This window comes from Bacillus sp. ISL-34, from assembly GCF_018613325.1.
Lineage (GTDB): Bacteria > Bacillota > Bacilli > Bacillales > DSM-1321 > Peribacillus.
In genome coordinates, this window is the sequence record NZ_JAGGQJ010000011.1 from 74,714 (window position 1) to 96,586 (window position 21,873).

The 21,873-nt window shown below is 42.0% G+C and carries 18 protein-coding genes, 1 riboswitch and 1 other annotated feature; of the genes, 12 read left to right on the forward strand and 6 right to left on the reverse strand.

All coding sequences use genetic code 11. The annotated features are described in order from the left end of the window. Positions 1-51 precede the first annotated feature (51 nt). The 5 genes from J7E52_RS10315 to J7E52_RS10335 all read left to right on the forward strand — a co-directional run bounded on the left by J7E52_RS10315 (position 52) and on the right by J7E52_RS10335 (position 5,129). A complete protein-coding gene (locus J7E52_RS10315) occupies positions 52-1,086 on the forward strand; it encodes a LacI family DNA-binding transcriptional regulator (RefSeq protein WP_214745632.1) in 1,035 nt (344 codons plus the stop codon). 230 nt (positions 1,087-1,316) lie between these two features. Beyond that, a complete protein-coding gene (locus J7E52_RS10320; RefSeq protein WP_214745635.1) occupies positions 1,317-2,045 on the forward strand; it encodes a ThuA domain-containing protein in 729 nt (242 codons plus the stop codon). 13 nt (positions 2,046-2,058) lie between these two features. Continuing rightward, a complete protein-coding gene (locus J7E52_RS10325) occupies positions 2,059-3,081 on the forward strand; it encodes a Gfo/Idh/MocA family protein (RefSeq protein WP_214745638.1) in 1,023 nt (340 codons plus the stop codon). 17 nt (positions 3,082-3,098) lie between these two features. Further along, positions 3,099-4,139, forward strand: coding sequence for a Gfo/Idh/MocA family protein (locus J7E52_RS10330; RefSeq protein ID WP_034305944.1), 1,041 nt, complete (start codon positions 3,099-3,101; stop codon positions 4,137-4,139). Between the two features lie 21 nt (positions 4,140-4,160). Further along, entirely contained in the window at positions 4,161-5,129 is a 969-nt protein-coding gene (locus J7E52_RS10335) for a sugar phosphate isomerase/epimerase family protein (protein ID WP_214745641.1), read from the forward strand. Between the two features lie 228 nt (positions 5,130-5,357). On the opposite strand, the gene rluF is transcribed toward J7E52_RS10335, so the two are convergent. The 4 genes from rluF to brnQ form a co-directional block, all read right to left on the reverse strand. Next, the gene (gene rluF / locus J7E52_RS10340) at positions 5,358-6,068 is read right to left on the reverse strand and encodes a 23S rRNA pseudouridine(2604) synthase RluF (RefSeq protein ID WP_214745643.1); all 711 of its coding nucleotides are present in this window, start codon (positions 6,066-6,068) and stop codon (positions 5,358-5,360) included. Positions 6,069-6,183: 115 nt separating this feature from the next. Further along, positions 6,184-7,083, reverse strand: coding sequence for a DMT family transporter (locus J7E52_RS10345; protein ID WP_214745647.1), 900 nt, complete (start codon positions 7,081-7,083; stop codon positions 6,184-6,186). Positions 7,084-7,244: 161 nt separating this feature from the next. Next, a complete protein-coding gene (locus tag J7E52_RS10350; RefSeq protein WP_214745650.1) occupies positions 7,245-8,177 on the reverse strand; it encodes an aldo/keto reductase in 933 nt (310 codons plus the stop codon). 122 nt (positions 8,178-8,299) lie between these two features. Continuing rightward, on the reverse strand, positions 8,300-9,631 hold the full coding sequence (gene brnQ, locus J7E52_RS10355) for a branched-chain amino acid transport system II carrier protein (protein WP_214745653.1): 1,332 nt from the start codon (positions 9,629-9,631) through the stop codon (positions 8,300-8,302). A 97-nt stretch (positions 9,632-9,728) separates the two neighbouring features. Next, positions 9,729-9,975: a binding site (T-box leader), on the reverse strand. A gap of 207 nt (positions 9,976-10,182) precedes the next feature. Here brnQ and J7E52_RS10360 point away from each other — a divergent pair. The 5 genes from J7E52_RS10360 (at position 10,183) to J7E52_RS10380 (ending at position 17,538) form a co-directional block, all read left to right on the forward strand. Further along, on the forward strand, positions 10,183-10,356 hold the full coding sequence (locus J7E52_RS10360; protein WP_164468807.1) for a hypothetical protein: 174 nt from the start codon (positions 10,183-10,185) through the stop codon (positions 10,354-10,356). A gap of 450 nt (positions 10,357-10,806) precedes the next feature. Continuing rightward, entirely contained in the window at positions 10,807-13,548 is a 2,742-nt protein-coding gene (locus J7E52_RS10365; RefSeq protein WP_286197638.1) for a GTPase domain-containing protein, read from the forward strand. Positions 13,549-13,642: 94 nt separating this feature from the next. Continuing rightward, positions 13,643-13,748, forward strand: a riboswitch (SAM riboswitch). 115 nt (positions 13,749-13,863) lie between these two features. Beyond that, positions 13,864-14,976 (forward strand): sugar ABC transporter substrate-binding protein, encoded by a 1,113-nt coding sequence (locus J7E52_RS10370; protein ID WP_214745656.1) that lies wholly within the window; start codon positions 13,864-13,866, stop codon positions 14,974-14,976. 56 nt (positions 14,977-15,032) lie between these two features. Further along, positions 15,033-16,535 carry a sugar ABC transporter ATP-binding protein gene (locus J7E52_RS10375; RefSeq protein ID WP_214745659.1) on the forward strand — a complete coding sequence of 501 codons (1,503 nt, stop codon included), beginning with the start codon at positions 15,033-15,035 and terminating at the stop codon, positions 16,533-16,535. 1 nt (position 16,536) lies between these two features. Then, a complete protein-coding gene (locus tag J7E52_RS10380) occupies positions 16,537-17,538 on the forward strand; it encodes an ABC transporter permease (protein WP_214745662.1) in 1,002 nt (333 codons plus the stop codon). Between the two features lie 162 nt (positions 17,539-17,700). On the opposite strand, the gene J7E52_RS10385 is transcribed toward J7E52_RS10380, so the two are convergent. Further along, positions 17,701-18,324 carry a nitroreductase family protein gene (locus J7E52_RS10385; protein WP_214745665.1) on the reverse strand — a complete coding sequence of 208 codons (624 nt, stop codon included), beginning with the start codon at positions 18,322-18,324 and terminating at the stop codon, positions 17,701-17,703. A gap of 125 nt (positions 18,325-18,449) precedes the next feature. Here J7E52_RS10385 and J7E52_RS10390 point away from each other — a divergent pair, with 125 nt between their 5' ends. Beyond that, positions 18,450-18,800: a winged helix-turn-helix transcriptional regulator gene (locus J7E52_RS10390; protein ID WP_089362563.1), complete on the forward strand. Its 351-nt coding sequence runs from the start codon at positions 18,450-18,452 to the stop codon at positions 18,798-18,800. 329 nt (positions 18,801-19,129) lie between these two features. After that, on the forward strand, positions 19,130-20,113 hold the full coding sequence (locus J7E52_RS10395) for a ketoacyl-ACP synthase III (protein ID WP_214745668.1): 984 nt from the start codon (positions 19,130-19,132) through the stop codon (positions 20,111-20,113). 243 nt (positions 20,114-20,356) lie between these two features. On the opposite strand, the gene J7E52_RS10400 is transcribed toward J7E52_RS10395, so the two are convergent. Continuing rightward, positions 20,357-21,769: a purine-cytosine permease family protein gene (locus J7E52_RS10400; protein WP_214745671.1), complete on the reverse strand. Its 1,413-nt coding sequence runs from the start codon at positions 21,767-21,769 to the stop codon at positions 20,357-20,359. Positions 21,770-21,873: the final 104 nt, after the last annotated feature.

A 21,873-nucleotide genomic window follows, 5' to 3' on the forward strand; every position in this document is an offset into this window, starting at 1 on the left:
AAATATAGGGAATATTAAACCATGTGCGGTGAACGGGGAGTGTTGATGAATTTGTCTGTTACTATAAAAGACGTTGCCAAAAAAGCGAATGTCGCTCCATCAACGGTATCGCGTGTAATCCATAACAGCCCGACAATCAGTGAAAAGACAAAGCGTAAGGTACGCAAGGTATTAAAGGAAATGGGCTATCATATGAATGAAAATGCCCGGAATTTGGTCACGAAGTCAACTAAGGCTATTGGGATTGTCATGAAAAGTTCGGCAAGGGAATCACTTTATAATCCCTTTTTTCCGGAAGTGATCCGAGGCATCGGGGATTTCTGTAATAAAGAAGGGTACAGTCTTTCTCTGACAACCGGCGAGACGGAGGATGCCATCTTTGAGGATGTCGTGAAAATGGTTCAGGGCAGAAGAGTGGATGGCATGATTGTTTTGTACTCTAAAAAGGACGATAAAGTGGTGCCGTATTTATTAAAGCAGGGCTTCCCGTTCGTTTTGATCGGGAAGCCAAGTACGAACTTGAGCGGTATCACATTCATTGATAACGATAATGTTCAAGCGGCCAGGGAAGTATCGGAGTTTGTAATCAGTCTTGGACATGAGCGAATTGCCTTTTTAGGGGGCAGTCCCGAGTTTGAGGTGATCCAGGACCGCTTGACAGGCTTTCAACAAGCGATGGAACAGGCCGGGTTGGAGGTGCGACAGGAATATATCAAATTGATTCCTTTAAATCGAACGGATGGAATAAAGGCGATTGACGAATTGCTGGAATTGAAAGAGGCACCAACCGCTTTTTTGGTGATGGATCTTTTATTGGGTGTTCTTTTGCTTGGAGTGTTAGCTGAAAAGAACTTGAAAGTGCCACAGCAAATAAGCGTCGTCTGTTTTAACCACTCAGAATTCATAGAATTTTTAAGTACGCCGCTGACGACTGTTGATATCCATACGTATCAGTTAGGGTATGAGGCGGCAAAATGCGTGTTTGATCTAATTGCAAATCCGGAAATGATGGAAAAGAGTATCAGCATTCCTACCAAAATCATAAAGCGAGAGTCGCATTTTGTTGCCGAAAAGGAAATTAAATGAAAAATGTAGAAATGTTTTACCAATTAAAGCTTGATTTTTGATAACATAAATTTACAATATAGATTATCACTATTATTTTTGAAAATTCATACTTTCTGAAGTCAATAAGTATGTTTTTATATTTTTGATTCTGCCTAAACGCAAACGTTTGCGTTATGAATAAATAGGTAATAGTTAACCATGCAAAGCAAGTTGCCGTGAAATGAATCTGGAATGGAGGAGGGTTGTTCATGAGAGTCTTGGTTTGGAATGAGTTTCGCCACGAGAAAACAAAGCCTGAAGTAGCAAAAGTATATCCGGATGGTATCCATGGTGCAATTGCAGGCTTTTTACAAAGTGAACAGGTCGAGGTGAGGACCGCCACTCTTGATGAAGAAGAGCATGGATTAACCGAAGAAGCATTGAAACGAACCGATGTGCTTCTTTGGTGGGGGCATGTTGCACATGATGAAGTTCAGGATGAAATCATTGCAAGGGTTCACAAGCGAGTACTCGAGGGCATGGGTCTCATCGTCCTCCATTCTGGTCATTTTTCAAAGATCTTCAAACGACTTATGGGCACGACTTGCGATTTGAAATGGCGGGTGGCGGATGAAAGGGAACGGCTCTGGGTTGTCGATCCCAGTCATCCTATCGTTGATGGAATCGGAGAATATATAGAGCTTGAGAAGGAAGAGATGTACGGGGAACATTTTGATATTCCTGCACCTGATCAATTAATATTCGTCAGTTGGTTTGAAGGCGGGGAGATATTCAGAAGCGGTTGCACGTATCAGCGGGGAAAAGGGAGGATTTTCTATTTCCGTCCAGGTCATGAAACATATCCTACCTTCCATAATCCGGAGATTCAACGAGTGATTAAGAATGCCGTTGATTGGGTCAAGCCGGAATTTGGAATCGTAACGAACTATGGGAAAGCCGAACCGTTGGAATCCATCTCAGGTAAAGAGATGAAGTGAAGGAGAGAACAAAATGGGCAAAGTGAAGGTAGGAGTCATTGGATGCGGGAGTATCGCAAAAAATAGGCATTTTCCGGAGTATGATGCACATCAGGAAACGGAGATCATTGCCGTTTGCGATATTGTGCAGGACCGGGCGAATGCAGCAGCACAAAGGTATGGCGCACAAGCATATACTGATTATATAGAACTTTTGAAGAATGAGGAGATTGAAGCGATCAGTGTATGTACACCGAATTACCTGCATGCACGCATCACGGTTGCGGCGTTGGAAGCTGGTAAGCATGTCCTTTGTGAGAAACCAATGGCTACTTCTTTGGAGGACGCTGAAAAAATGAATGCAGCAGCAGCGAAAAGCGGCAAAATACTAATGATTGGTCATAATCAGCGTTTTGTTCCCTCTCATCAAAAAGCGAAACAGCTTATTGAGAGCGGGGAGCTAGGGAAGGTCTATAGCTTCCGGACGGCTTTTGGACATTCCGGGCCGGAAACCTGGAGCGTGGACGGACTGGAAAGCTGGTTTTTTAAGAAGGATCAGGCAGTCATTGGTGCAATGGGAGATTTAGGCGTTCATAAAGCTGATTTATTACGGTATATCCTTGGAGAAGAATTTGTTGAAGTGGGAGCCTTTGTGGAAACGACTGCCAAGAAAAATACAGACGTTGATGACAGTGCGGCCTGTATCCTCCGGACGGAGAGCGGTATCATCGGAACTCTTACCGCCAGCTGGTCTTATGCAAAAGAAGACAATGCTACGGTCATTTATGCGGAAAAAGCGGTATTGCGCCTTGAAGACGATCCGAATTACTCACTGATCATCCATCATGATAATGGAAAGACAGAAACCATCCAATTAGGAAGCATCCAGACTAATGACTCAGAAGGACAGCATGATTCCGAAGTGATCAGCCACTTTGTAAAATGTGTGGTGGACAATGAGGAGCCACTTGTCTCAGGAGTTGAAGGATTAAAATCATTAAAAGTCATTCTTGGCGCGATGGAATCAAATGCATCCCGAAAAATCATCCGCTTATAAAGGGGTTAAAAGTTATCATGTACAAATTAAAAATGGGTATTATCGGTGCTGGCGGAATTGCCCAAAAAAGGCATATCCCAGCTTTTCAAAAATTTCAAGATAAAGTGGTTTTATACGCCATTCAGGATATAGATGAAATGAAGGCGCGAGAAGTGGCGCGTGAATTTCATATCGAAAAGGTTTTCACCAACTATGAAGAAATGTTTGCCGAAGTGGATGCTGTTACGATTGCAACGCCAAACAAGTTCCATGCGGAGATTTCCATTGCTGCTCTGCAAGCTGGTGTACATGTGTTATGCGAAAAGCCGATGGCCATTACAACTGAGGAATGTTTAGCAATAACCGAGGCCGCAAACATATCGGGTAAAGTGTTATCGACTGCTTATCATTACCGCTTCATGAAGGAAGCCCAGGCTGCAAAGAAAATGATTCAGGCCGGTGAAATAGGTGAACCGTATGTAGCGCGTGTACAGGCAATCAGACGGCGCAAAGTCCCTGGCTGGGGAGTTTTTACAAGCAAGGAATTGCAAGGCGGGGGAAGCGTGATTGATTACGGCTGCCATTTGCTTGATTTGGCATTATGGCTGATGGATGACCCAGAACCGATTGAAATCGTAGGTTCGACATATAATTATGTCAGTAAGGGTGTCGATCAGGTCAATTTATGGGGGAATTTTGATGCCTCGGTATTTGAAGTGGATGACCATGCCACGGCATATATTAAATTTGCCAACGGAGCATCTTTATTATTCGAAACATCTTGGGCCGCGAATATCCGTGAAGAAGCAACTGTTTTGAGTTTATCCGGAACGCAGGGCGGACTTGATGTGTTTCCTTTAGTCTTGAATCAGGCTAAGCACGGCATGCTTTTAAATAGTGAGGCAGTATGGATGCCAGGGGAGGATACACCAGACCTGCAACAGGCAGAGAACTTTATTAATAGCTGCCTGGGGTTGGCAGAACCATTGGTAAAACCATCGGAAGCCATGAAAGTTTCAAAAATAATCGAAGCCATTTATCAAAGCTCGGCAAGTGGGAAGGTCATGAGCATAAATTAATGAAAAGGTGAGGTGGGGCATGTGAAATTAGGGATCTTTACAGTGCTATTTGCTCAAAAATCATTCGAGGATATGCTTGATTATGTCGCGAATTCCGGATTAAAAACAGTAGAAATCGGTACAGGCGGGTATCCAGGAAATATCCATTGTCCACTCGATGAACTGCTGGAAAGTGAAGAAAAGCGCCAAAAATACCTCGAAGCCGTTCAAACTAGAGGGCTAACGATCAGTGCATTCAGCTGCCACGGCAATCCAATCTCTCCAGATGAAGCATTCGCTAAAGAAAGTGATGAAACACTGATTAAAACAATCAAGCTTGCATCCTTACTGAACGTCCCGGTCGTCAATACCTTTTCTGGTACAGCGGGTGATCACGAAGGAGCTAAATATCCAAACTGGCCCGTCGCCCCTTGGCCGAATGAGTATACAGATGTGCTGAAATGGCAATGGGAAGAAAAATTGATCCCCTATTGGAAGAAAGTGGCCGCCATCGCCGATGAACACAATATAAAAATTGGCCTTGAACTGCATGGGGGCTTTCTCGTGCACACACCCTACACCTTGTTAAAACTTCGGGAAGCTACATCTGATGCAATAGGCGCCAACCTTGATCCAAGCCATCTTTGGTGGCAGGGCATCGAACCAGTCGAGGCCATCAAAATCCTAGGGAAAGCGGGAGCAATCTACCACTTCCACGCAAAAGACACATACCTGGATCAGGATAACATCAATATGTATGGATTAACCGACATGCAGCCATATGGAAATATCCAGAGCCGTGCCTGGAACTTTCGCTCTGTAGGATGCGGCCACAGCCTGCAAGAGTGGTCCGACATCATGAGCGCCCTTCGCACATACGGTTACGATTACGTCGTCAGCATCGAACACGAAGACCCGCTGATGTCAGTTGAAGAAGGATTCCAACGGGCCGTAACCAATCTGAAAACTGTACTCATCAACGAAAGCCCAACTGATTTATGGTGGGTATAATTTAGAGCCGATAACGAGCAGCCTACTCCAGGTTGCTTTTTATTTTTGGCCCTTACTCGTGAAAAAGTGGAATTCACGAGTAAAGTTGTGGAATTCACGAGTAAAAGCGTGAAACTCACGAGTAAAACAGCGAAACTCACGAGTAAATCCGCAAAACTACGAATAAAAAAGCAAAAATTTATATGAAATTAAAAAAGAGATGCCCCCGAAATTCTGGGGGCATCTTCATTATGATCTTTGCCTTGGGGTGTAATCCAATTCCTTAAACAGTTCCGTCAATTCATCCTCGGTTAGGTCACGCCATTGTCCGATCGCCAGTCCGTCCAGATGGATGTTCATGATCCGGATTCGATGTAAATCACGGACTTCATAACCCAGTGCGGAGCACATCCGGCGGATTTGTCTGTTCAGTCCTTGCATCAAAGTGATGTTGAATGTAAATTTGGTCAACTGCTCAACTTTACAAGGAAGTGTTTTCGTATCCAAAATCTCCACTCCGGATGACATATCTTTAATGAAGGAAGCGGTAAGTGGCTTATCGACGGTTACGATGTATTCTTTTTCATGCTTGTTTTCTGCACGAAGGATTTCATTTACGATGTCTCCGTCATTAGTAAGAAGGATCAGACCGCTTGAGTCTTTGTCCAGCCGTCCGATATGAAAAATGCGAAGCGGATGATTTACAAAATCAACGATATTCCCTTTAATGTGTTTTTCCGTCGTACTTGTAATCCCTATTGGTTTATTCAGTGCAATATAGACATTTTGCTGTTCGACTTTTATCGGCTTGCCGTCTACACGGACATCATCGCCGGGTTCAGCTTGACTGCCGAGCTCAGCTACAGTGCCATTAATCGTAACACGGCCCTCGGCTATCCATTTGTCTGCGCCTCGTCGCGAGGTAATTCCGGATTCACTGATAAATTTATTGATCCTCAACTAAAGCACACCTTTACATTCAGATTTTCTTCTTTAAAGGATAACGTAAATCATGGTGCATAGACAAGGGGAAAAGCCAAGAAAGCGCTCGTTGATGAGAATTACTGGATGTTCTTTACATGTTCTTCGTGACAGCTGACGGATATGCCTTTTTCTTTTTGCTTGTCAGGTAGACGCCAATGAAGACAAGGAGGCCACCGAGGATTTGGATGATAGTGATCGCATGACCCAAAACCAGACTAAGAATGGCGGTAAATACAGCAATCAGATTCAGATAAATTCCAGCCTGGCCGGCATTGATATGACGAAGGGAAATATTCCAGAAAATAAATGAGCCGACAGACGGGAAGATCCCAATATATAAGAGACCCGTGATGGCTTTACTGCTTAAATCAAGGTTCATTCCCGAGCCAATGGCAAATGGAGCGACGAGAATCAACCCAAGAAATACGGAAACGGCAGTGGCTGAGATGATCGGAATGCTTTTCAGTTTTTTACCGATTATTGAATAGAAGGTCCAAACGAGAATCGCCAGGAACATCAATAGGTCGCCTTTATTGTAAGTGAGCTGGAAAATATCCAGAAGGTGCCCTTTTGTCAGGACCAATAAAACGCCGAATAAAGATATGAAAAGTCCGAGTGCATGGAGGGATGAAATTTTCTCCTTTAACAGCAAAGCGGAAAAAAGAACAATTAAGGCCGGGTTCATGGAATTGACAAGAGCGGCATTCATGGAGGTTGTATAGGTCAAAGCCCAATAAAGGAAAAAATTATAACTGATGATTCCGAGCACACCCAAGACTAATAGTAATTTCCAGGCTTTCCATACACTCTTCCAGTCTGGCTTTTCAATCCATTGGGCTAGAGGAAACAATAAGAAAACGGCAATTAGCCATCGCATGAATGTTAGCTGGATCGGGGAAAGTTCGGTCACAACGTACTTTCCGAATATGTAATTACCGGCCCAGAACAAATTTGCCAAGATAAGAAATAAAATAACAATAGATTTTTTCATCAGACTGCCTCTTCCTTAATTTATGGAATATTCACTAAATATAACAAAGTGCAGGCACCTAAGCAATATAGAGAGCCTAGTCAATTTTTGTACAAGGATGAACCACAGAGCAGGATAAAAAGGCCGTTCAGCTTGAGCTGAACAGCCTTTTCACATCTATATTAAGCGAAAATGGCACTGATTTCGGCGATTTCATCCATGGTTAGATCGACATCCAATGCTTGTAAGTTGCGTGTGACCTGTTCTGGCTTTTTCGCTCCGGGAATCAGTACATCTATCGAGTGCCGAGTTAAATACCAAGCTAGTACGACATCGGCGACATCGGTTTGCTTCCTGTTGGCGATCGCCCGCACTTCTTCCACTTTTTGCAGGTTGCTTACAAAGGCTTGTCCTTGGAAAAGCGGACTTTTTGCCCGGCCGTCCTCGAATGTTGATTCCTGATTATATTTGCCGCCGAGCAGACCGGAAGCAAGGGGGAAATAAGGAATGAAGGAAATATCATTTTCGGCTGTATATGGCAGCAGGTCTTGTTCTGCCTCCCGTTTAAATAGATTGTACTCGGATTGCAGGACATCGACATAGCCGTCTTTATTCGCTTCCTTCAATTGTTCGAACGAAAAGTTCGAGACGCCGATTGACTTGATTTTGCCTGCATCCTTTAATTCCTTTAAGGCACCTACTGCTTCATCTTTAGGGGTATCACCATCAGGGAAATGGATATAAAATAAGTCGATGTAGTCTGTTTGGAGCCTTTTTAGACTCGAGTCCACGGCATTTTTTAGAAAAGCCGGAGAGTTATCAAAGACGATGTTGCCATCGACAAATTTATGTGCCCCTTTAGTGGCAAGGACTATGTCCTCGCGTTTGCGACTCTCTTTAAGGATTTCACCGATAAGTTCTTCTGAACGCTCAGGACCGTAAATGTATGCTGTATCCCAAAAGTTGATTCCCTCTTCCAATGCCGTCCTCAAAACATCCCTTCCTGTATCCTCGCTTAGATTAGGGAAAAGGTTATGTCCGCCAATTGCATTCGTGCCAAGGCCAATCGGATTTACATACAGATCTGTTTTACCAATACGGGTTTGCTTAGACATATTACTTATCATCTCCTTTGACCCCATCATAACAAAAAGTGGATGTCGATTTCCAAAATAAAGCAATGCAGACATGTACAAAATAAGCAGGTGATCCATAAAATCACCTGCTTACTTCATTATTATAGTGTTTCGATTTCCAACTCCTCAGCTGGAGCCTTTTGTCCGATTTGGCTGAGCAGAAGGCCAAGGGCTGTACCGACGAGAGCAGGGATGATCCACTCCATGCCGTAGGCGGAAAGGGGAAGGACATCACTCAAGGTTTGCACGGGTCCTAATTGTAAGCCAAAAGCATTCAGTCCATCTATCAAGGCGAAAACTCCTGTGAAAGTCATTGCACTGCGATAAACCTTCTTCGGGTTTTTGAAATGACGGCTGAAGAATGTCAGGACGATCAGGACGATCGTTAACGGATAAGCCATCACAAGGAATGGTACCGATACTTTCAGAATTTGGTTCAGCCCCATATTTGAAAGGATGAAACCGACCATTGTTACGATCAGAATGACGGTTTTATAGTTCAGCTTGGGGAAAAGCTTCGAGAAATACTGTCCGCAAGCAGTCGTCAATCCGACGACGGTGGTGAAGCATGCTAAAGTGAAAATGATGCCGAGAAGGATCTTCCCGCCAGTTCCAAGTAAAAGGGTCGATGCGACAGTGAGGATATCCGTTCCGTTTTCGAATGAACCATCGGCTGCCATGCGTGCTCCCATTAGACCTAAGGAGATATAAACTAAAGAAAGCAAAACACCAGCGATGAGACCCGCTTTTACTGTATATCTCGTCAATTGCTTTCGTTCGGAAATCCCCCTTTGCTGGATTGAAGTAAGGATGACGATCCCAAAAGCCAGGGCAGCTAGAGCATCCATCGTATTGTAGCCTTCAATGAACCCTTCCGAAAATGCTCCTGCAGCATATGCTTCGGTTGGAGCTTGGAATGGAGCATCAAGCTTTACGAACCCAACGACACAGAGAATGACCATGGACAAAAGAAGAACGGGTGTAATCCAGCGTCCCATGAAGGTTTCCATTTTTTCTGGATTCAATGAAATGGCATAAACGATGATGAAAAATATGGTTGTGAACATGAATAGAAATAGTGATTGATTCATTGAGTCGCCAAGATACGGCTTGAAGCCCATTTCATAGGCAACATTCGCATTCCGTGGAATGGCAAGAAACGGCCCGATGCTTAAATAGATGACCACCATGAACAACGTGCTGAATAGAGGATGTACACGGGCACCGATAGTTTGTGCCCCGCCTTTAACAAGTGAGACTGCAAGAAGCACCAAAATTGGCAGGCCGACTCCGGTGGCGACAAAACCGGCAATGGCTGGCCAGAAAGAAGTTCCTGATGATGCGCCTAAAAATGGAGGGAATATGAGATTCCCCGCTCCGAAGAACATTGAGAAAAGCATAAGGCCGATAAATAATGTGTCTGTTTTTTTCATGGTGATTTCTCCTTTTTTTAAAATGATAACTCTCGCCGACTGGCCTGAAAAAGGCTAATTAAAGTGTTTTGTGCAAATAAAAAACTCGCCCCTGAAAATCAGGGACGAGTTTGTGCTCGCGTTACCACCCATATTCCGCACTTCAAAGAAGCTGCGGCACTCAGTCAACGTACGAATTCATACGTGATCCATTGTAACGGCGGAAACCCGTCAAAGCCTACTGCACTTTCAGCTTTGCATCTCAGAGATGATTTTCGGATAGGCCTTGGACATCGACTTCCACCACATGTCGACTCTCTATGGAACAGGGTTCTCATCTTACTCTTTCTCTTCATAGATTTTATAATATAAAGATAATTTAGCAAATTCTGATTATGAAGTCAACATAATTTATCAATAATCCTTTTAAAGGAGCAGGAAATTAGTCCCTCGTTGGCGAAACTTCCTTTATCCAGAGGATTTTTTGAAGAAGAATAGGCTATAACTCCCTATTATCTTTCTAATCGCAACTATATTATAATAGAAGGCAGAACACTAAAGGAGACAACAGTATGTCTGAAAATAAAAAATTAAGCCTGGCGGATGCAGTCAAACAGAAACTGGCTCAAAAGCAAGCAGGATCAAGTAAAGATAAACTGGAAACAGGCGTTGTGAAGAAAACGAAACAGCTTAAAAGCCAGTTGACCAAAAAGCCGAATAACCAACGTAAGCGTACAGGGGTATAATCCTAATTTGTCAAAGGACAACGACTGTTCGGAGCTTATCAGAGAGCAGTTACCTTTTATGAATGAGGGTACTGCTTTTTTATATGGATGAGGCAGGGTGATCTTGCTTTTTACCGTTTATAGGTAAGTTGAAGGGCTGGGCAACTGGTCATTTAGAGGGATAAAGAATGGTTTGCTCACCTCTAGAAAAAACATATTTTCTCGAATATGGAAATGACATCTCTGTATCGGTTTATTAAAAACATTACAGTTCCATTTGTTTCTGTTTTAAAATTGTAAGAGTGGTGACATGTTGTTACCATATTGTTTTGCTAAAATAACATTTTAAGGTTTTGTAAATGATTTTTTAACTAAAGGAACCTATAGATTGAATGTTAGGTCTACTAGAGTGCTTATAGAATTAGTGATTATCCTTTAATTGAAAATATGAAATATATCGGGGGAATAAAGATGGACGAACGGCTGATCGGAAAAAAATATTATGAAACGATGATTGAGGATACAAGGAAGCACCCCATTCAAGCTTTGGGGGAAATGTTTCTCGTGGAACAAAAAAAGGAAAGAGCGGATTTAACCGCAATTCGATTTGCTCAAGGAGAAGTATATTTTCAGCATCATGACTATGAAGCGGCCATTTTTAAATGGGAAAACATAGAAGGGGAACTTGGTTCATGGGCGAAGAAAAACATCGCTGATGCTTATTTTGAACTGGAAATGTATTCAACCGCAGAGGATATCTATAAATCCGTCGATACGAATGAAGCGGTCCTGAAAACAGAGGTTCTTTTGCAACTGTTTTCCCTGTACATAGTGGAATCGAGAAATGACCTGGCTTCCAATGTCGTGAAAGAAGCAGTCGAGTTTCAACCGGACTACCCGAATGTCACGGAAATTGCACGCGCCTTTTTTGAAGAACAAAAGGATTGGAACAGTGCGGTGGTATTAGCGGCGAATGAAAGTATCCGTACAGAATCAATGGGCTGGTTCGATGTGCTGAAAACGTATATCCAGCAAGGTGTTGCCCAGTCGATGGATCCGGATTATTTTTCAACTGTCCTTGGTTCGCTATACACACTCGACCAGAAACGTTTTGAAAAGGTGACGGTTGCCCTTTGGAAAAATTATAAATATACGGATTCTTATTTCGAATGGCTAAGAGTGATTAATAACTTGATAGATACCATCGAGTTGAACCATGCGGATGTATGGGATGAGCTTTCCGTCTATTACAGGGATGCATATGCAGGTCTGTTAGAAGGAACGCACCTAATCAAAGAATTAAGTCCTGTCGTGCCAAGGTTGCTGGAAAACTGGCTCAAAATCGCAGACGGGGAGCTCTCACTGTTTGCGGCGGCATCTGCGTTGTCCTGGAATGAAATCTTCCCGGATACGATCAATGCGCTGGTCATTCAGGATGCAGAGAGCCTGTTGGCGAAATCGCCTAAATTGGGTGGAGGACTGGAAGCGGGAGAGAAACTGTTCAATTCCATTATCCAGTGGGCAGAAGATAATGATTTAAAGGTTGGCAATAAGCTTAAATGGATGGTGGACGGGCTTAAGGATACCCGAAATTTCAATCTTCTTCTTGCAGGAAGTACAGGAAATGGCAAGACATCCTTTATTCAGTCAATCGTTGGCGAGAGCATTGCCGCTGAAGATCATTCGTCCTTAGTCAGTGTCAAAGACGGGGATGATTTGGAAATCCTTGAAATTACCGATACAGATAGCAAAGTTGTCATGGAGCTAACTGATTTGGATGAAACACGCCGCCAGCGCGGGACTATTGTCGATGTGACCATCATCAGTGACTACTTAAGAAATAATCATCTGCGATTATTGGATACACCGGGGTTCAATGGGGAAAAAAGCGTGGAATCCGATTTCCAAGGCTATTTACATGGCAGTGATGGATTGATGTTCGTTCTTGACGCCCGGGCGCCTTTCACCGGCAGCGAACGGGATCTGTTATTGGAAATTCAAATGATGGCTCCGAAACTGCCGATCCATTTCTTATTAAATAAAATGGATACGATTTACAGTGATCAGGTCGCAGTCCGGATGGAAGACGAAACATGGGATAAAGTGAATGCATATTTCCCGAATGCAAAAGTATTCGCTTTCTCCAAACATTATGACAGCAGGCAGCAATTGAAGGACCTTTCAGCCTTCCTTCAATCGAATTATCAAGATGATAATTGGAAGGAAAGAAGATCTGAAAAAATCCTGGCATTCATTCGTAAAACTTTATCTTACCTGTTAGAAAAACGGGCAGCCAATGAGCGGAAATGCGAGCATTCCATCTCTTGGAATGAACAGATGGAAGTCAAGCTGAATGGGGCGGTCAATCAACTGGCTGATTTGGAAAAAGAAAAAAGTGAAAATATCATAAGGTCGTATCGTCAGCTTAAGGACGAAGTGAAAAATGAGCTTTATTCAAAAATTCCTGAATTACTGAGGGATTGCTCAAAATCGTTAACGGAAAGCAGTGATTTCAGTCAGGTCCATGTACAGTTAAACCAGGAAATGAATGAGCGGATTCAAAACTTCATTTCTGACAAGATCATGCCTCAATATTACCGTTCTCTTCAAGACTGGATTGCCAGTTCCCAAATGGAGTTCTCACAAAGCCAGCAGTTTATGGATGAGATGAGTGCCGGATTCAATGAATTGTACAAAGAAGAACGGATCACGCTGGCAGGTGACTTCAGGGTATTGGATGACTGGCGCCGTGATGCAGACCGGATGACAAGCAGTATCCGCATCGAAAACGTCAATATCCTTTTGCGCAGGACTCCATCTCAATTACTGCTTAAAGGGGCAGGGAAGCTGTTTGGGGCGATACCGCAAAATAAAGCCAATATGTACAATCGTTATAAGAAATACTTGGAAAGTGAAGATTACCTGGATGTTGCGGAAATGATCACGGAACGTTTCCTAACCCAATTTGGATTGTTTGAAAAATCTTTGGATCGGGACATCTCCCTTTTCTATCGCGGTTCATTTGCCTTACTTCAAAAAACGATAGAGCAAACGCAGACTGAAATAAAAGACTACCAGGCTGCATTGGAGCATATGAAGGAAAATCCGGAAGTTTACCGTGACCCAATCACATTGTTCGAAGTGAAATTAAGGCAGTTGGAGCGGATTGAGAAGGTTGAGAAAAAGCGTCTAGCCCAGCTTCAAAGAAAATAAAAAATAACGAGAAACTTTCAAATATTCAAAAATCTATTGACTTTACGACTATATCCCTATAAAGTGATAATTACGAAAACGTAACACTATATATCTCTTATCAAGAGTGGCGGAGGGACTGGCCCTAAGATGCCCAGCAACCGTTCCATTAGGAATTGGTGCTAAATCCTGCAAAACAGAAATGTTTTGACAGATAAGAGAGGGACAAGTCTGCAAAACAGCCGATTAAACCTCTCTATATTAGAGAGGTTTTTATTTTGGGATTTACACCAACTTAAATGATAAGACTAATAGGAAAACATGGAGGGAAACAAAATGAGAAGGTCTATTAAAGGGATATTCATTTCAGCCATCGCTTCGGCTTTGCTTTTAACGGGTTGCTCTACAGGGCAGAGCTCCACAGAGTCGAAGAAAGAAGAAAAAGTATCATTTGAAAATGTCCCGGAAAGATTTGCTGATGGGGATGGAGCCAGAATCAAAGTGATTCGTAAAATTGGCGGTGATGATCATACGGCCCAATACCTGGCGGGGGCGAAGGAAGAAGGAGAAGCACTTGGATTTCAAGTGGATACGTATACAGCCAATGGTGATACGGCTAAATTCCATGATGCGATAGCGCAGGCTTTGGAGGAAGATTACGACGGCTATATCATTTCCCATGGTGATGATGCAGCAACTGTGAATGACGTTCAAAAGTTGGTTGATGCAGGTAAAAGCGTTGTCACATTCGATTCAATAAGCGATCTATCTAAAATAGAAGGCGTGACATTAACTTCCCAGGATGATGAAGCGTTGGCAACACTAGCTTTTGATAAACTGATAAAAGAACAGAAAGGTGAAGCGTCAATTGCATATCTTTGGGTGGATGGATTTCCTCCAATGGTACGAAGAAATGCAGTCTATCAGGAAAAATTAAAAGAAAATCCTGGGATTAAAGAAGTCGAAAGATTCGGAGTGGCATCCGCTGATACTTCGGTTCAGACACAAAATGCTGTAGCCGCAATGCTGAATAAATACCCTAAAGGTAAATTGGATGCCATTTTCGCAACATGGGATGCGTTTGCTATCGGTGCAGCCCGGGCGATTAAAGAAGCGGGCCGCGATGAAGTGAAGATATATGGTATTGACGTATCTAACGCAGATCTCCAGGAAATACAGTCAGCTGGTAGCTCATGGTCCTATACGGCAGCAGTCGATCCCAAGTTGATCGGTGCAGTGAATATGAGGATATTGGCTAAAAAATTAGCGGGCGAAGATACGCCGCAAACCTATGACTTGGAGGCTTCACTTATTTCACAAAAGCAAATCCAAGCCTCAAAAGAAGCGGTGAACATGGCAAATCTGTCTGGTATTATCGATGGCTGGGGTGTATCGACGGAATTTGAAGAAGATTGGATGAAAGTTTTGAAAGATCATTATAAAAAGTAAAAAGAGACACTCTCTTTCCAGTGAAGGGAGTGTCTGTTCAATAAGGGGGAATGGACATGGGCACGCAACTAGAAATGAAGAAGATTTCGATTGAATTTCCGGGGGTGAAGGCGCTGAGTGATGTTGATTTTTCCGTAAAATCAGGGACAGCCCACGCATTGGTCGGTGCAAACGGAGCAGGGAAATCGACGTTAATGAAAGTTTTATCGGGAGCCCATGTTCATTATTCAGGTGACATTTTTATTGATGGGATGAAGCGGGATATCCGCTCGCCAAAAGCGGCTCAGGATCAAGGCATTCAAATTGTCTATCAGGAAGTGGATACCGCCCTCATCCCTTATTTAACGGTTGGGGAAAATGTAATGTTGAATGATATGGTTCAAAACATGGGAAAAAAACAGATGGTCCAATGGAAAGAGCTGCACAACCAGGCCGCTTCTATTCTTGAAGATATGAAAATTCGTGTCCCTTCGAAAAAGCTGGTAAGAGACCTTACCTTGGCTGAAAAACAGATGGTCCTGATAGCAAGAGCCGTTTCGACAGAATGCAAATTCCTGATTCTCGACGAGCCGACTGCTCCGTTAAGTCATACGGAGACGACAGAACTTTTTCGAATTGTAAATGAATTAAAGCAAAAAGGCGTTGGAATCATTTTCATTTCACATCGCCTGCCCGAGATTTTTGAAATCTGTGAGGAAATTACGATCATGAGGAATGGGGAGCGTGTCACTTGTCGAAAGAAGGAGGACATAACCCGTACCGAAGTGGTGGAGAATATGCTTGGGAAAACCATGGATAAACAGTTTCCTGAAGTGAATGCTTCGATTGGAGACGTTATTCTGGAAGTGAATGGATTGTCAGATGCAGAGAAAGTTAAAAATGTCAGTTTGAATATTAAAGCAGGCGAGATCATCGGCTTGGCAGGGTTGGTCGGGGCTGGGAAAACGGAGCTGTGTAAAGCCCTTTTCGGTCATACTTCGATCACAGCGGGTGAAGTTATCCTGAATGGTCGAAAGCTTTCCTTGAAATCACCGCACGAAGCAGTAAAAAGCGGTCTGGCACTTGTACCTGAGGAACGCAGGAAAGAAGGGGTCCTTGTTCAGGAATCAGTCTCGGCGAACTTGACGGCAGCCAGTCTTGGCAAATTCTCCAAGACATTCAGCTTCGTGAATCGCAAGGAGGAAAAGGAAAGGTCAAAGGAAATGATCGCAAGTCTCGGCATTAAAACTCCTTCAGGGGAAGTGAATGTCGAAAACCTTTCAGGTGGTAATCAGCAAAAAGTTGCCATTGGAAAATGGCTTATGGCCGATGCGGATGTATACATATTCGATGAACCAACGAAAGGGGTCGATGTTGGAGCCAAGAAGGATATATTCGAATTGATTGCAAAGCTTGCAAGGAATGGGAAAGCGATCATTTTTGCATCATCCGAGCTTTCCGAAATCATTGGCATTACCAACCGGACATATGTGTTATATGACGGGAGCACTGTCATCGAATTAGAAACGAGCAAAACGAATGAAGAAGAACTACTATTCTATTCAACAGGAGGAAAATAGAATGAGCACCATTCCTGTTACACAGACAGCGAAAGCGAAGAAAAAAGTGGAACTATTCGACTTTTTCTATAAATACGGCACAATATTGACGATTATCATCTTGATTGGTATTTTTGCCGTGTCCAATCCATCTTTCATTCAAACTACGAATCTGGTCAACATCCTGCGTTCCATTTCAATCGTGACCATCATTGCGATCGGCATTACGATATCCCTGACCGTGGATGGCTTCGACCTTTCCGTCGGCTCCGTCGCATCACTGGCCAATGCCATCGTCATCTCAATGTTTGTCTGGTTTTCGCAGGATACATTAATAGCCATATTAGCTGCAATCGGTGCCTCGCTTGTCGTAGGGGCCTTGAATTCATTCATGATCGTTAAATTAAGAATTCCCGATATGCTGATGACATTGGCTACCATGTTCATTATCCAGGGAATTGCCCTTACCTATACAAAAGGGGCCACGGTTTCGCAAAATATGGTCATGCCTGACGGAACATTCGCGAAAGGACTGATCAGCCCGTTTTTCGCCAAAATTGGCCAGGTACCCTGGATAATCCTGATCATGGCAGTCATTGTGATAGCGACACATATCTTCTTGACTTATACGAAGCACGGTCGTTATATGTACATTATTGGGGGAAATAAGGAAGCGGCGAGACTTTCCGGGATAGCGGTCAATAAATACAAAATCCTTGCCTATCTGCTTTCAGCTCTATTTGCTGCAATCGGGGGGATTGTCCTTGCTTCAAGGGTCATGACATCGGAAATCAATTCAGGGTCCCCATATTTAATGGATGCCGTCGCAGCAGCCTTCATTGGTTCCTCCGTTTTGGGAGCGGGAAAACCGAATGCCTTTGGAACCTTTGTCGGAGCAGTCCTGATCGGAATCCTTCAAAATGGACTGATCATGATGTCCGTTCCGTATTATGCGATGGATATCGTCAAAGGAACAGTGCTGGCCCTTGCGCTCGCTGTAACCTATTACAAACAAAAACACTAAAATGAATCCGTTACGTTTATGACTAAGTGATTTGTCTGTATGTGGATAATTTAAGAGACTGGTAACTCGCGGTGAGTTTTACGAAAGAGGAAGAGGGTTTCTTTTTAACCCTCTTCCCACTCTAATTTCCAATATCCAATTTTTAAAAAGTAATTATACCCACTATATTTTGTTTTTATAAATGACTTTGTTAACATCGTGTCTTACTGTTTTGTGACCTTCTTTAATTCCTTTCCCCATGGCAATAAGCATAACATCTAAATACCTATCAGAAATTTTTAAGGCAGACTTTAATTGTTTAGAATCATACCCGGACATTGTGATGGTTTCAAGACCTGCTTCGTTCGCCAATAAAAGTAACGACATTGACGCCAAGCTTGCGTCTCTTATTAATTCAACCTTTAAATCCTCTTTTGATTTATTTAGATAATAATTGATTGCCGCGTTGGTTAAATGGTCTCTTACTGATGCGTCAAAATAACCCTTTTGAAATCCATCCTCATGTATCATCATGATATTTTCTTTCTCAAATGCTTGATAATCACCTAGTACAACAATTAGTACTGATGCTTCAATTACCTGTTGCTGATTAAAAGCAATGGGCAGTAACAAATTCTTTAAATATGGTTCATCTATAACGAGGTATCGTGTTGCTTGAATATTATTTCCGTTAGGCGATTTACTGGCTCCTTCAATAAATGTCGCCAACGTTTCTGGACTAATTTTATAATGGGGATCATACTGCCGTACGGAACGTCTTTTTTCTATAATCTCTCTTACACTCATCGTGTTCACTCCCAAATGTTATATTTGCTTCATAATTCGATTATAATGGACCATGATGTAGTAGAAAATAACGCACAATAAAGTGGCATAGCCACCTTTATGTGCCTATTCAGGAGGAATGAATAATGAAGAGTCTAAATACTGGAATAAATATTTTTATGAATACTGTAGGAGGAAAGTGGAAATGTTTAATCCTCTTTTTTCTGAGTCAAAAACCAATGAGGACGAAAGAGTTTTATATTCTAATACCGGCTATTACCCAGAAAGTCTTAACCGACCAATTAAAGCAGTTGGAAAGAGATGGGCTTGTCCGAAGAGAAGTATATAAAGAAGTACCACCAAAAGTAGAATACAGTTTAACTGAGTTAGGTCAATCCTTTGTACCTGTATTAAATACAATGTGTGAATGGGGCAATACATATGCAGTCGAACAAAACCTCGAAAGACAAGAACAAATCTGTCGTCATCATAAATAAGTAAGAGCTGCATGATGTGTGTTGGCTTACTTCAACTAAGAGTATGGCTTTTTTTTGACAAGATCAGTGATGCAAGCAGGGTTTATTAAAGCTTTCAGTGTAAGAAATACGTTATTTGGGTCTTGAAGATGAACTTTTTGGCAGTTTCTAGAGATTGTATTAAACTAACAGGTGCTATACTTTAAGGTAGTTGCTTTGCTCCGCTCTTTTTCGTATGAGTTTAAAGTGACCGGTTAGTTGCATAAGATTTTTTTTGCTTTATAATTAGTACCAGGTATTAATATCAAGTTATAAAATTGATGCAATTCATAACACGAGGTGGTTATTCCATGTTCAAATCCAAAGCACGTATTACTGCGATAGGTTCGTATGTTCCAGAAAAAAGGTTAACAAATAAAGACTTAGAAAATATGGTTGAAACCAATGATGAATGGATTGTTAAACGTACTGGTATTAAAGAACGAAGAATTGCACATGAAGAAGAGTTTACTAGTGATATAAGTTATAGAGCTGTAAAGGATTTAATGGACCGGTATGATAAATCTGTCGAAGATGTTGATATGATTATTGTCTGTACCTTTACACCTGACTTCAACACTCCAAGTGTAGCTTCTTTAGTTCAAGCAAAGCTAGGTATAAAGAATACCGGAGCTATTGATTTAAATGCTGCTTGTGCAGGGTTTACTTATGGGTTGCATGTAGCTAATGGATTAGTAACATCTGGTTTAAACAAGAAAATTCTTGTTATTGGAGCTGATACTTTATCTAAAATTATGGACTATGAAGATCGAGCCACTTGTATTTTATTCGGAGACGGTGGAGGTGCAGTTCTTGTAGAATATGATGAAAAACAGCCAAGTTTTATTTCTTCACATTTATATTCGGAAGGAGAAGGCGGGAAACATTTATATAGTACAAACCTATCGACACGTATAAATGGTGAAGACTTAAATATTAGTGGTAACCTTGTACAAAATGGACGTGAGGTTTATAAATGGGCTGTTACTACCGTTCCAAAAGGAATGCAAGCTGTGATGAAAAATACTGATTTTCATTTGAATGATGTTGATTGGTTTGTTCCGCATAGTGCAAATTTAAGAATGATTGAGTCAATATGTGATAGAAGTGGTTTTCCAATTGAGCGTACTTTATATAGCTTAGTGGAGTATGGAAATACTTCTTCAGCAACAATTCCATTATCTTTGGATAAAGGAATAAAAGAAGGGAAGCTCAGTAGTGGTGAGAAGGTTTTATTATATGGTTTCGGCGGTGGATTAGCACAAGCAGGATTGCTTATCAATTGGACCCTATAACGCTACTTTCTGGGAAGGATAATTCAACAAGACCTTTATTTGATTTTTAGACAAATTATGGCGGTGTAAAACTAGTGGTGATTACATGAGGAATATTTCTTCTATAAGAACCGTTTGATCACATTAAATTCTTGAGGGCATGAACCCGTAGTCTACCGGGCTCATGCCTTTTTTATCGTATATTTAGTCAAAAAACTGCACCTCCGATTTGGGGTGCAGTTCATTTTACGGTTCTCAATTATCTTACTTAACATTCTTCTTGGAAGCGTTTGTGTTCTCTAACGAACCAATCTCTTGTTTGTTTATTGCATTTTCAGCCCTATTCAACTTTTTTCTCATTGGGAAGTAGTACAAGACAGCTGGGACAACCAACCCAATGATCCAAGCGATATCTGCCCCTTCAAATGCCTTGGCTATCGGTCCTACATAGAATGAAGTGTTTATAAAAGGGATTTCCGCCAAGATTGATACAAGAAATGCCATACAAGTAATCCAATTTATTTTGCCATATTGACCGTTCACATCAAAAATATCTTTTACATTGTAATGGCCATGTCGCAGCAAATAATAATCAACAAGGTTGATGGATGTCCAGGGAATTAAAAAATAACTAATGAAAAAGATGAAATTCAAGAAAAAGGATAGGAAATTACTCTGACCTAGTAAGCATAAAACGGTTCCTGCCACTGTTACACAGAATATCATTCCTATTCTTACTTTCGGTGTGACCTTTAATTTAATGAACGGTTCAATTGTTGTTATCGTTGCCATGAATGCCCCATATAGGTTAAAGACATTTATAGCAAGCTGTCCAAAGATGATTATAAAGAACATGATTATAGCAAAATTTCCAAACAGGCTGGCCAAGTTACCGCCAGAGTGATCAAGGAAGTTAGGAATCGCAATGGTTAAGGTTGCTCCTAATGTCATCATCCATATAGTCCCGATGACTGTGCCGGCGTAACTATACCAAAAAGTATGGGCCGTGGGTGTGGTTATCGGTAGATATCGAGAGTAGTCTGCAACGTAGGGGGCATATGCCAATTGCCATGTAGCAACCATACTCACCGCCAGCAAAAACACCGGTAAATCCAAATTTCCTATTGCCCAACTGCCTGCCGGAACTTGCAATTGGAAGACTATATATGTAGCTACAATATAGATACAGAGAGACGCCCAGGACAATAATTTTTGCATTTTATGAATTAAGTTATAGCCATAAATGGTGGCCACGAAACAAAGAACATTTAAAAGTATAATGCTCCATGTTTGGTCGATCTTTGTTAAGCTGCTTAAGGTTTGTGCTGCAAGCAAACCGCTGCTGGCAAAGAAGCCTAAATAGACAAACATTACGAGAAACAAGGGGAAGATGGCTCCGATTACACCAAATTGAGCCCGGCTTTGGATCATTTGCGGAATTCCGAGTTGAGGTCCTTGAGCTGAATGGGAGGCCATGAAAATGGCGCCTAATAAGGTACCGACAATTATTGCTGCCAGACTCCAAAATAAATTAAGACCTAATGTAATGGGCAATGCCCCGGTTACAAGGGTGGTAATATGCATATTTGCCCCAAACCAAATTGGAAATAAATCACGGGCCTTACCATGGCGTTCATCAGCCGGAATATATTCTATACTGCGAGTTTCAACTTTCATCAATTTACCCCCTATCAAATTGGTATACTACCATGTACCATGCAAGCTTATTTTATAGAATCACTATAATTGTAAGCGTATACAGATGTCAATATTTTCAGAAA

Excerpts from the sequence above, each read along its gene's own strand:
- J7E52_RS10345 (WP_214745647.1), bottom strand. The coding sequence starts at position 7,083 with ATGAAAAAATCTATTGTTATTTTATTTCTTATCTTGGCAAATTTGTTC.
- J7E52_RS10385 (WP_214745665.1), bottom strand. The coding sequence starts at position 18,324 with ATGAGTGTAAGAGAGATTATAGAAAAAAGACGTTCCGTACGGCAGTAT.
- J7E52_RS10365 (WP_286197638.1), top strand. The coding sequence starts at position 10,807 with ATGGACGAACGGCTGATCGGAAAAAAATATTATGAAACGATGATTGAG.
- J7E52_RS10320 (WP_214745635.1), top strand. The coding sequence starts at position 1,317 with ATGAGAGTCTTGGTTTGGAATGAGTTTCGCCACGAGAAAACAAAGCCT.
- J7E52_RS10360 (WP_164468807.1), top strand. The coding sequence starts at position 10,183 with ATGTCTGAAAATAAAAAATTAAGCCTGGCGGATGCAGTCAAACAGAAA.
- J7E52_RS10400 (WP_214745671.1), bottom strand. The coding sequence starts at position 21,769 with ATGAAAGTTGAAACTCGCAGTATAGAATATATTCCGGCTGATGAACGC.
- J7E52_RS10380 (WP_214745662.1), top strand. The coding sequence starts at position 16,537 with ATGAGCACCATTCCTGTTACACAGACAGCGAAAGCGAAGAAAAAAGTG.
- J7E52_RS10395 (WP_214745668.1), top strand. The coding sequence starts at position 19,130 with ATGTTCAAATCCAAAGCACGTATTACTGCGATAGGTTCGTATGTTCCA.
- J7E52_RS10325 (WP_214745638.1), top strand. The coding sequence starts at position 2,059 with ATGGGCAAAGTGAAGGTAGGAGTCATTGGATGCGGGAGTATCGCAAAA.
- J7E52_RS10375 (WP_214745659.1), top strand. The coding sequence starts at position 15,033 with ATGGGCACGCAACTAGAAATGAAGAAGATTTCGATTGAATTTCCGGGG.
- J7E52_RS10370 (WP_214745656.1), top strand. The coding sequence starts at position 13,864 with ATGAGAAGGTCTATTAAAGGGATATTCATTTCAGCCATCGCTTCGGCT.
- J7E52_RS10330 (WP_034305944.1), top strand. The coding sequence starts at position 3,099 with ATGTACAAATTAAAAATGGGTATTATCGGTGCTGGCGGAATTGCCCAA.
- brnQ (WP_214745653.1), bottom strand. The coding sequence starts at position 9,631 with ATGAAAAAAACAGACACATTATTTATCGGCCTTATGCTTTTCTCAATG.
- J7E52_RS10350 (WP_214745650.1), bottom strand. The coding sequence starts at position 8,177 with ATGTCTAAGCAAACCCGTATTGGTAAAACAGATCTGTATGTAAATCCG.
- J7E52_RS10390 (WP_089362563.1), top strand. The coding sequence starts at position 18,450 with ATGAAGAGTCTAAATACTGGAATAAATATTTTTATGAATACTGTAGGA.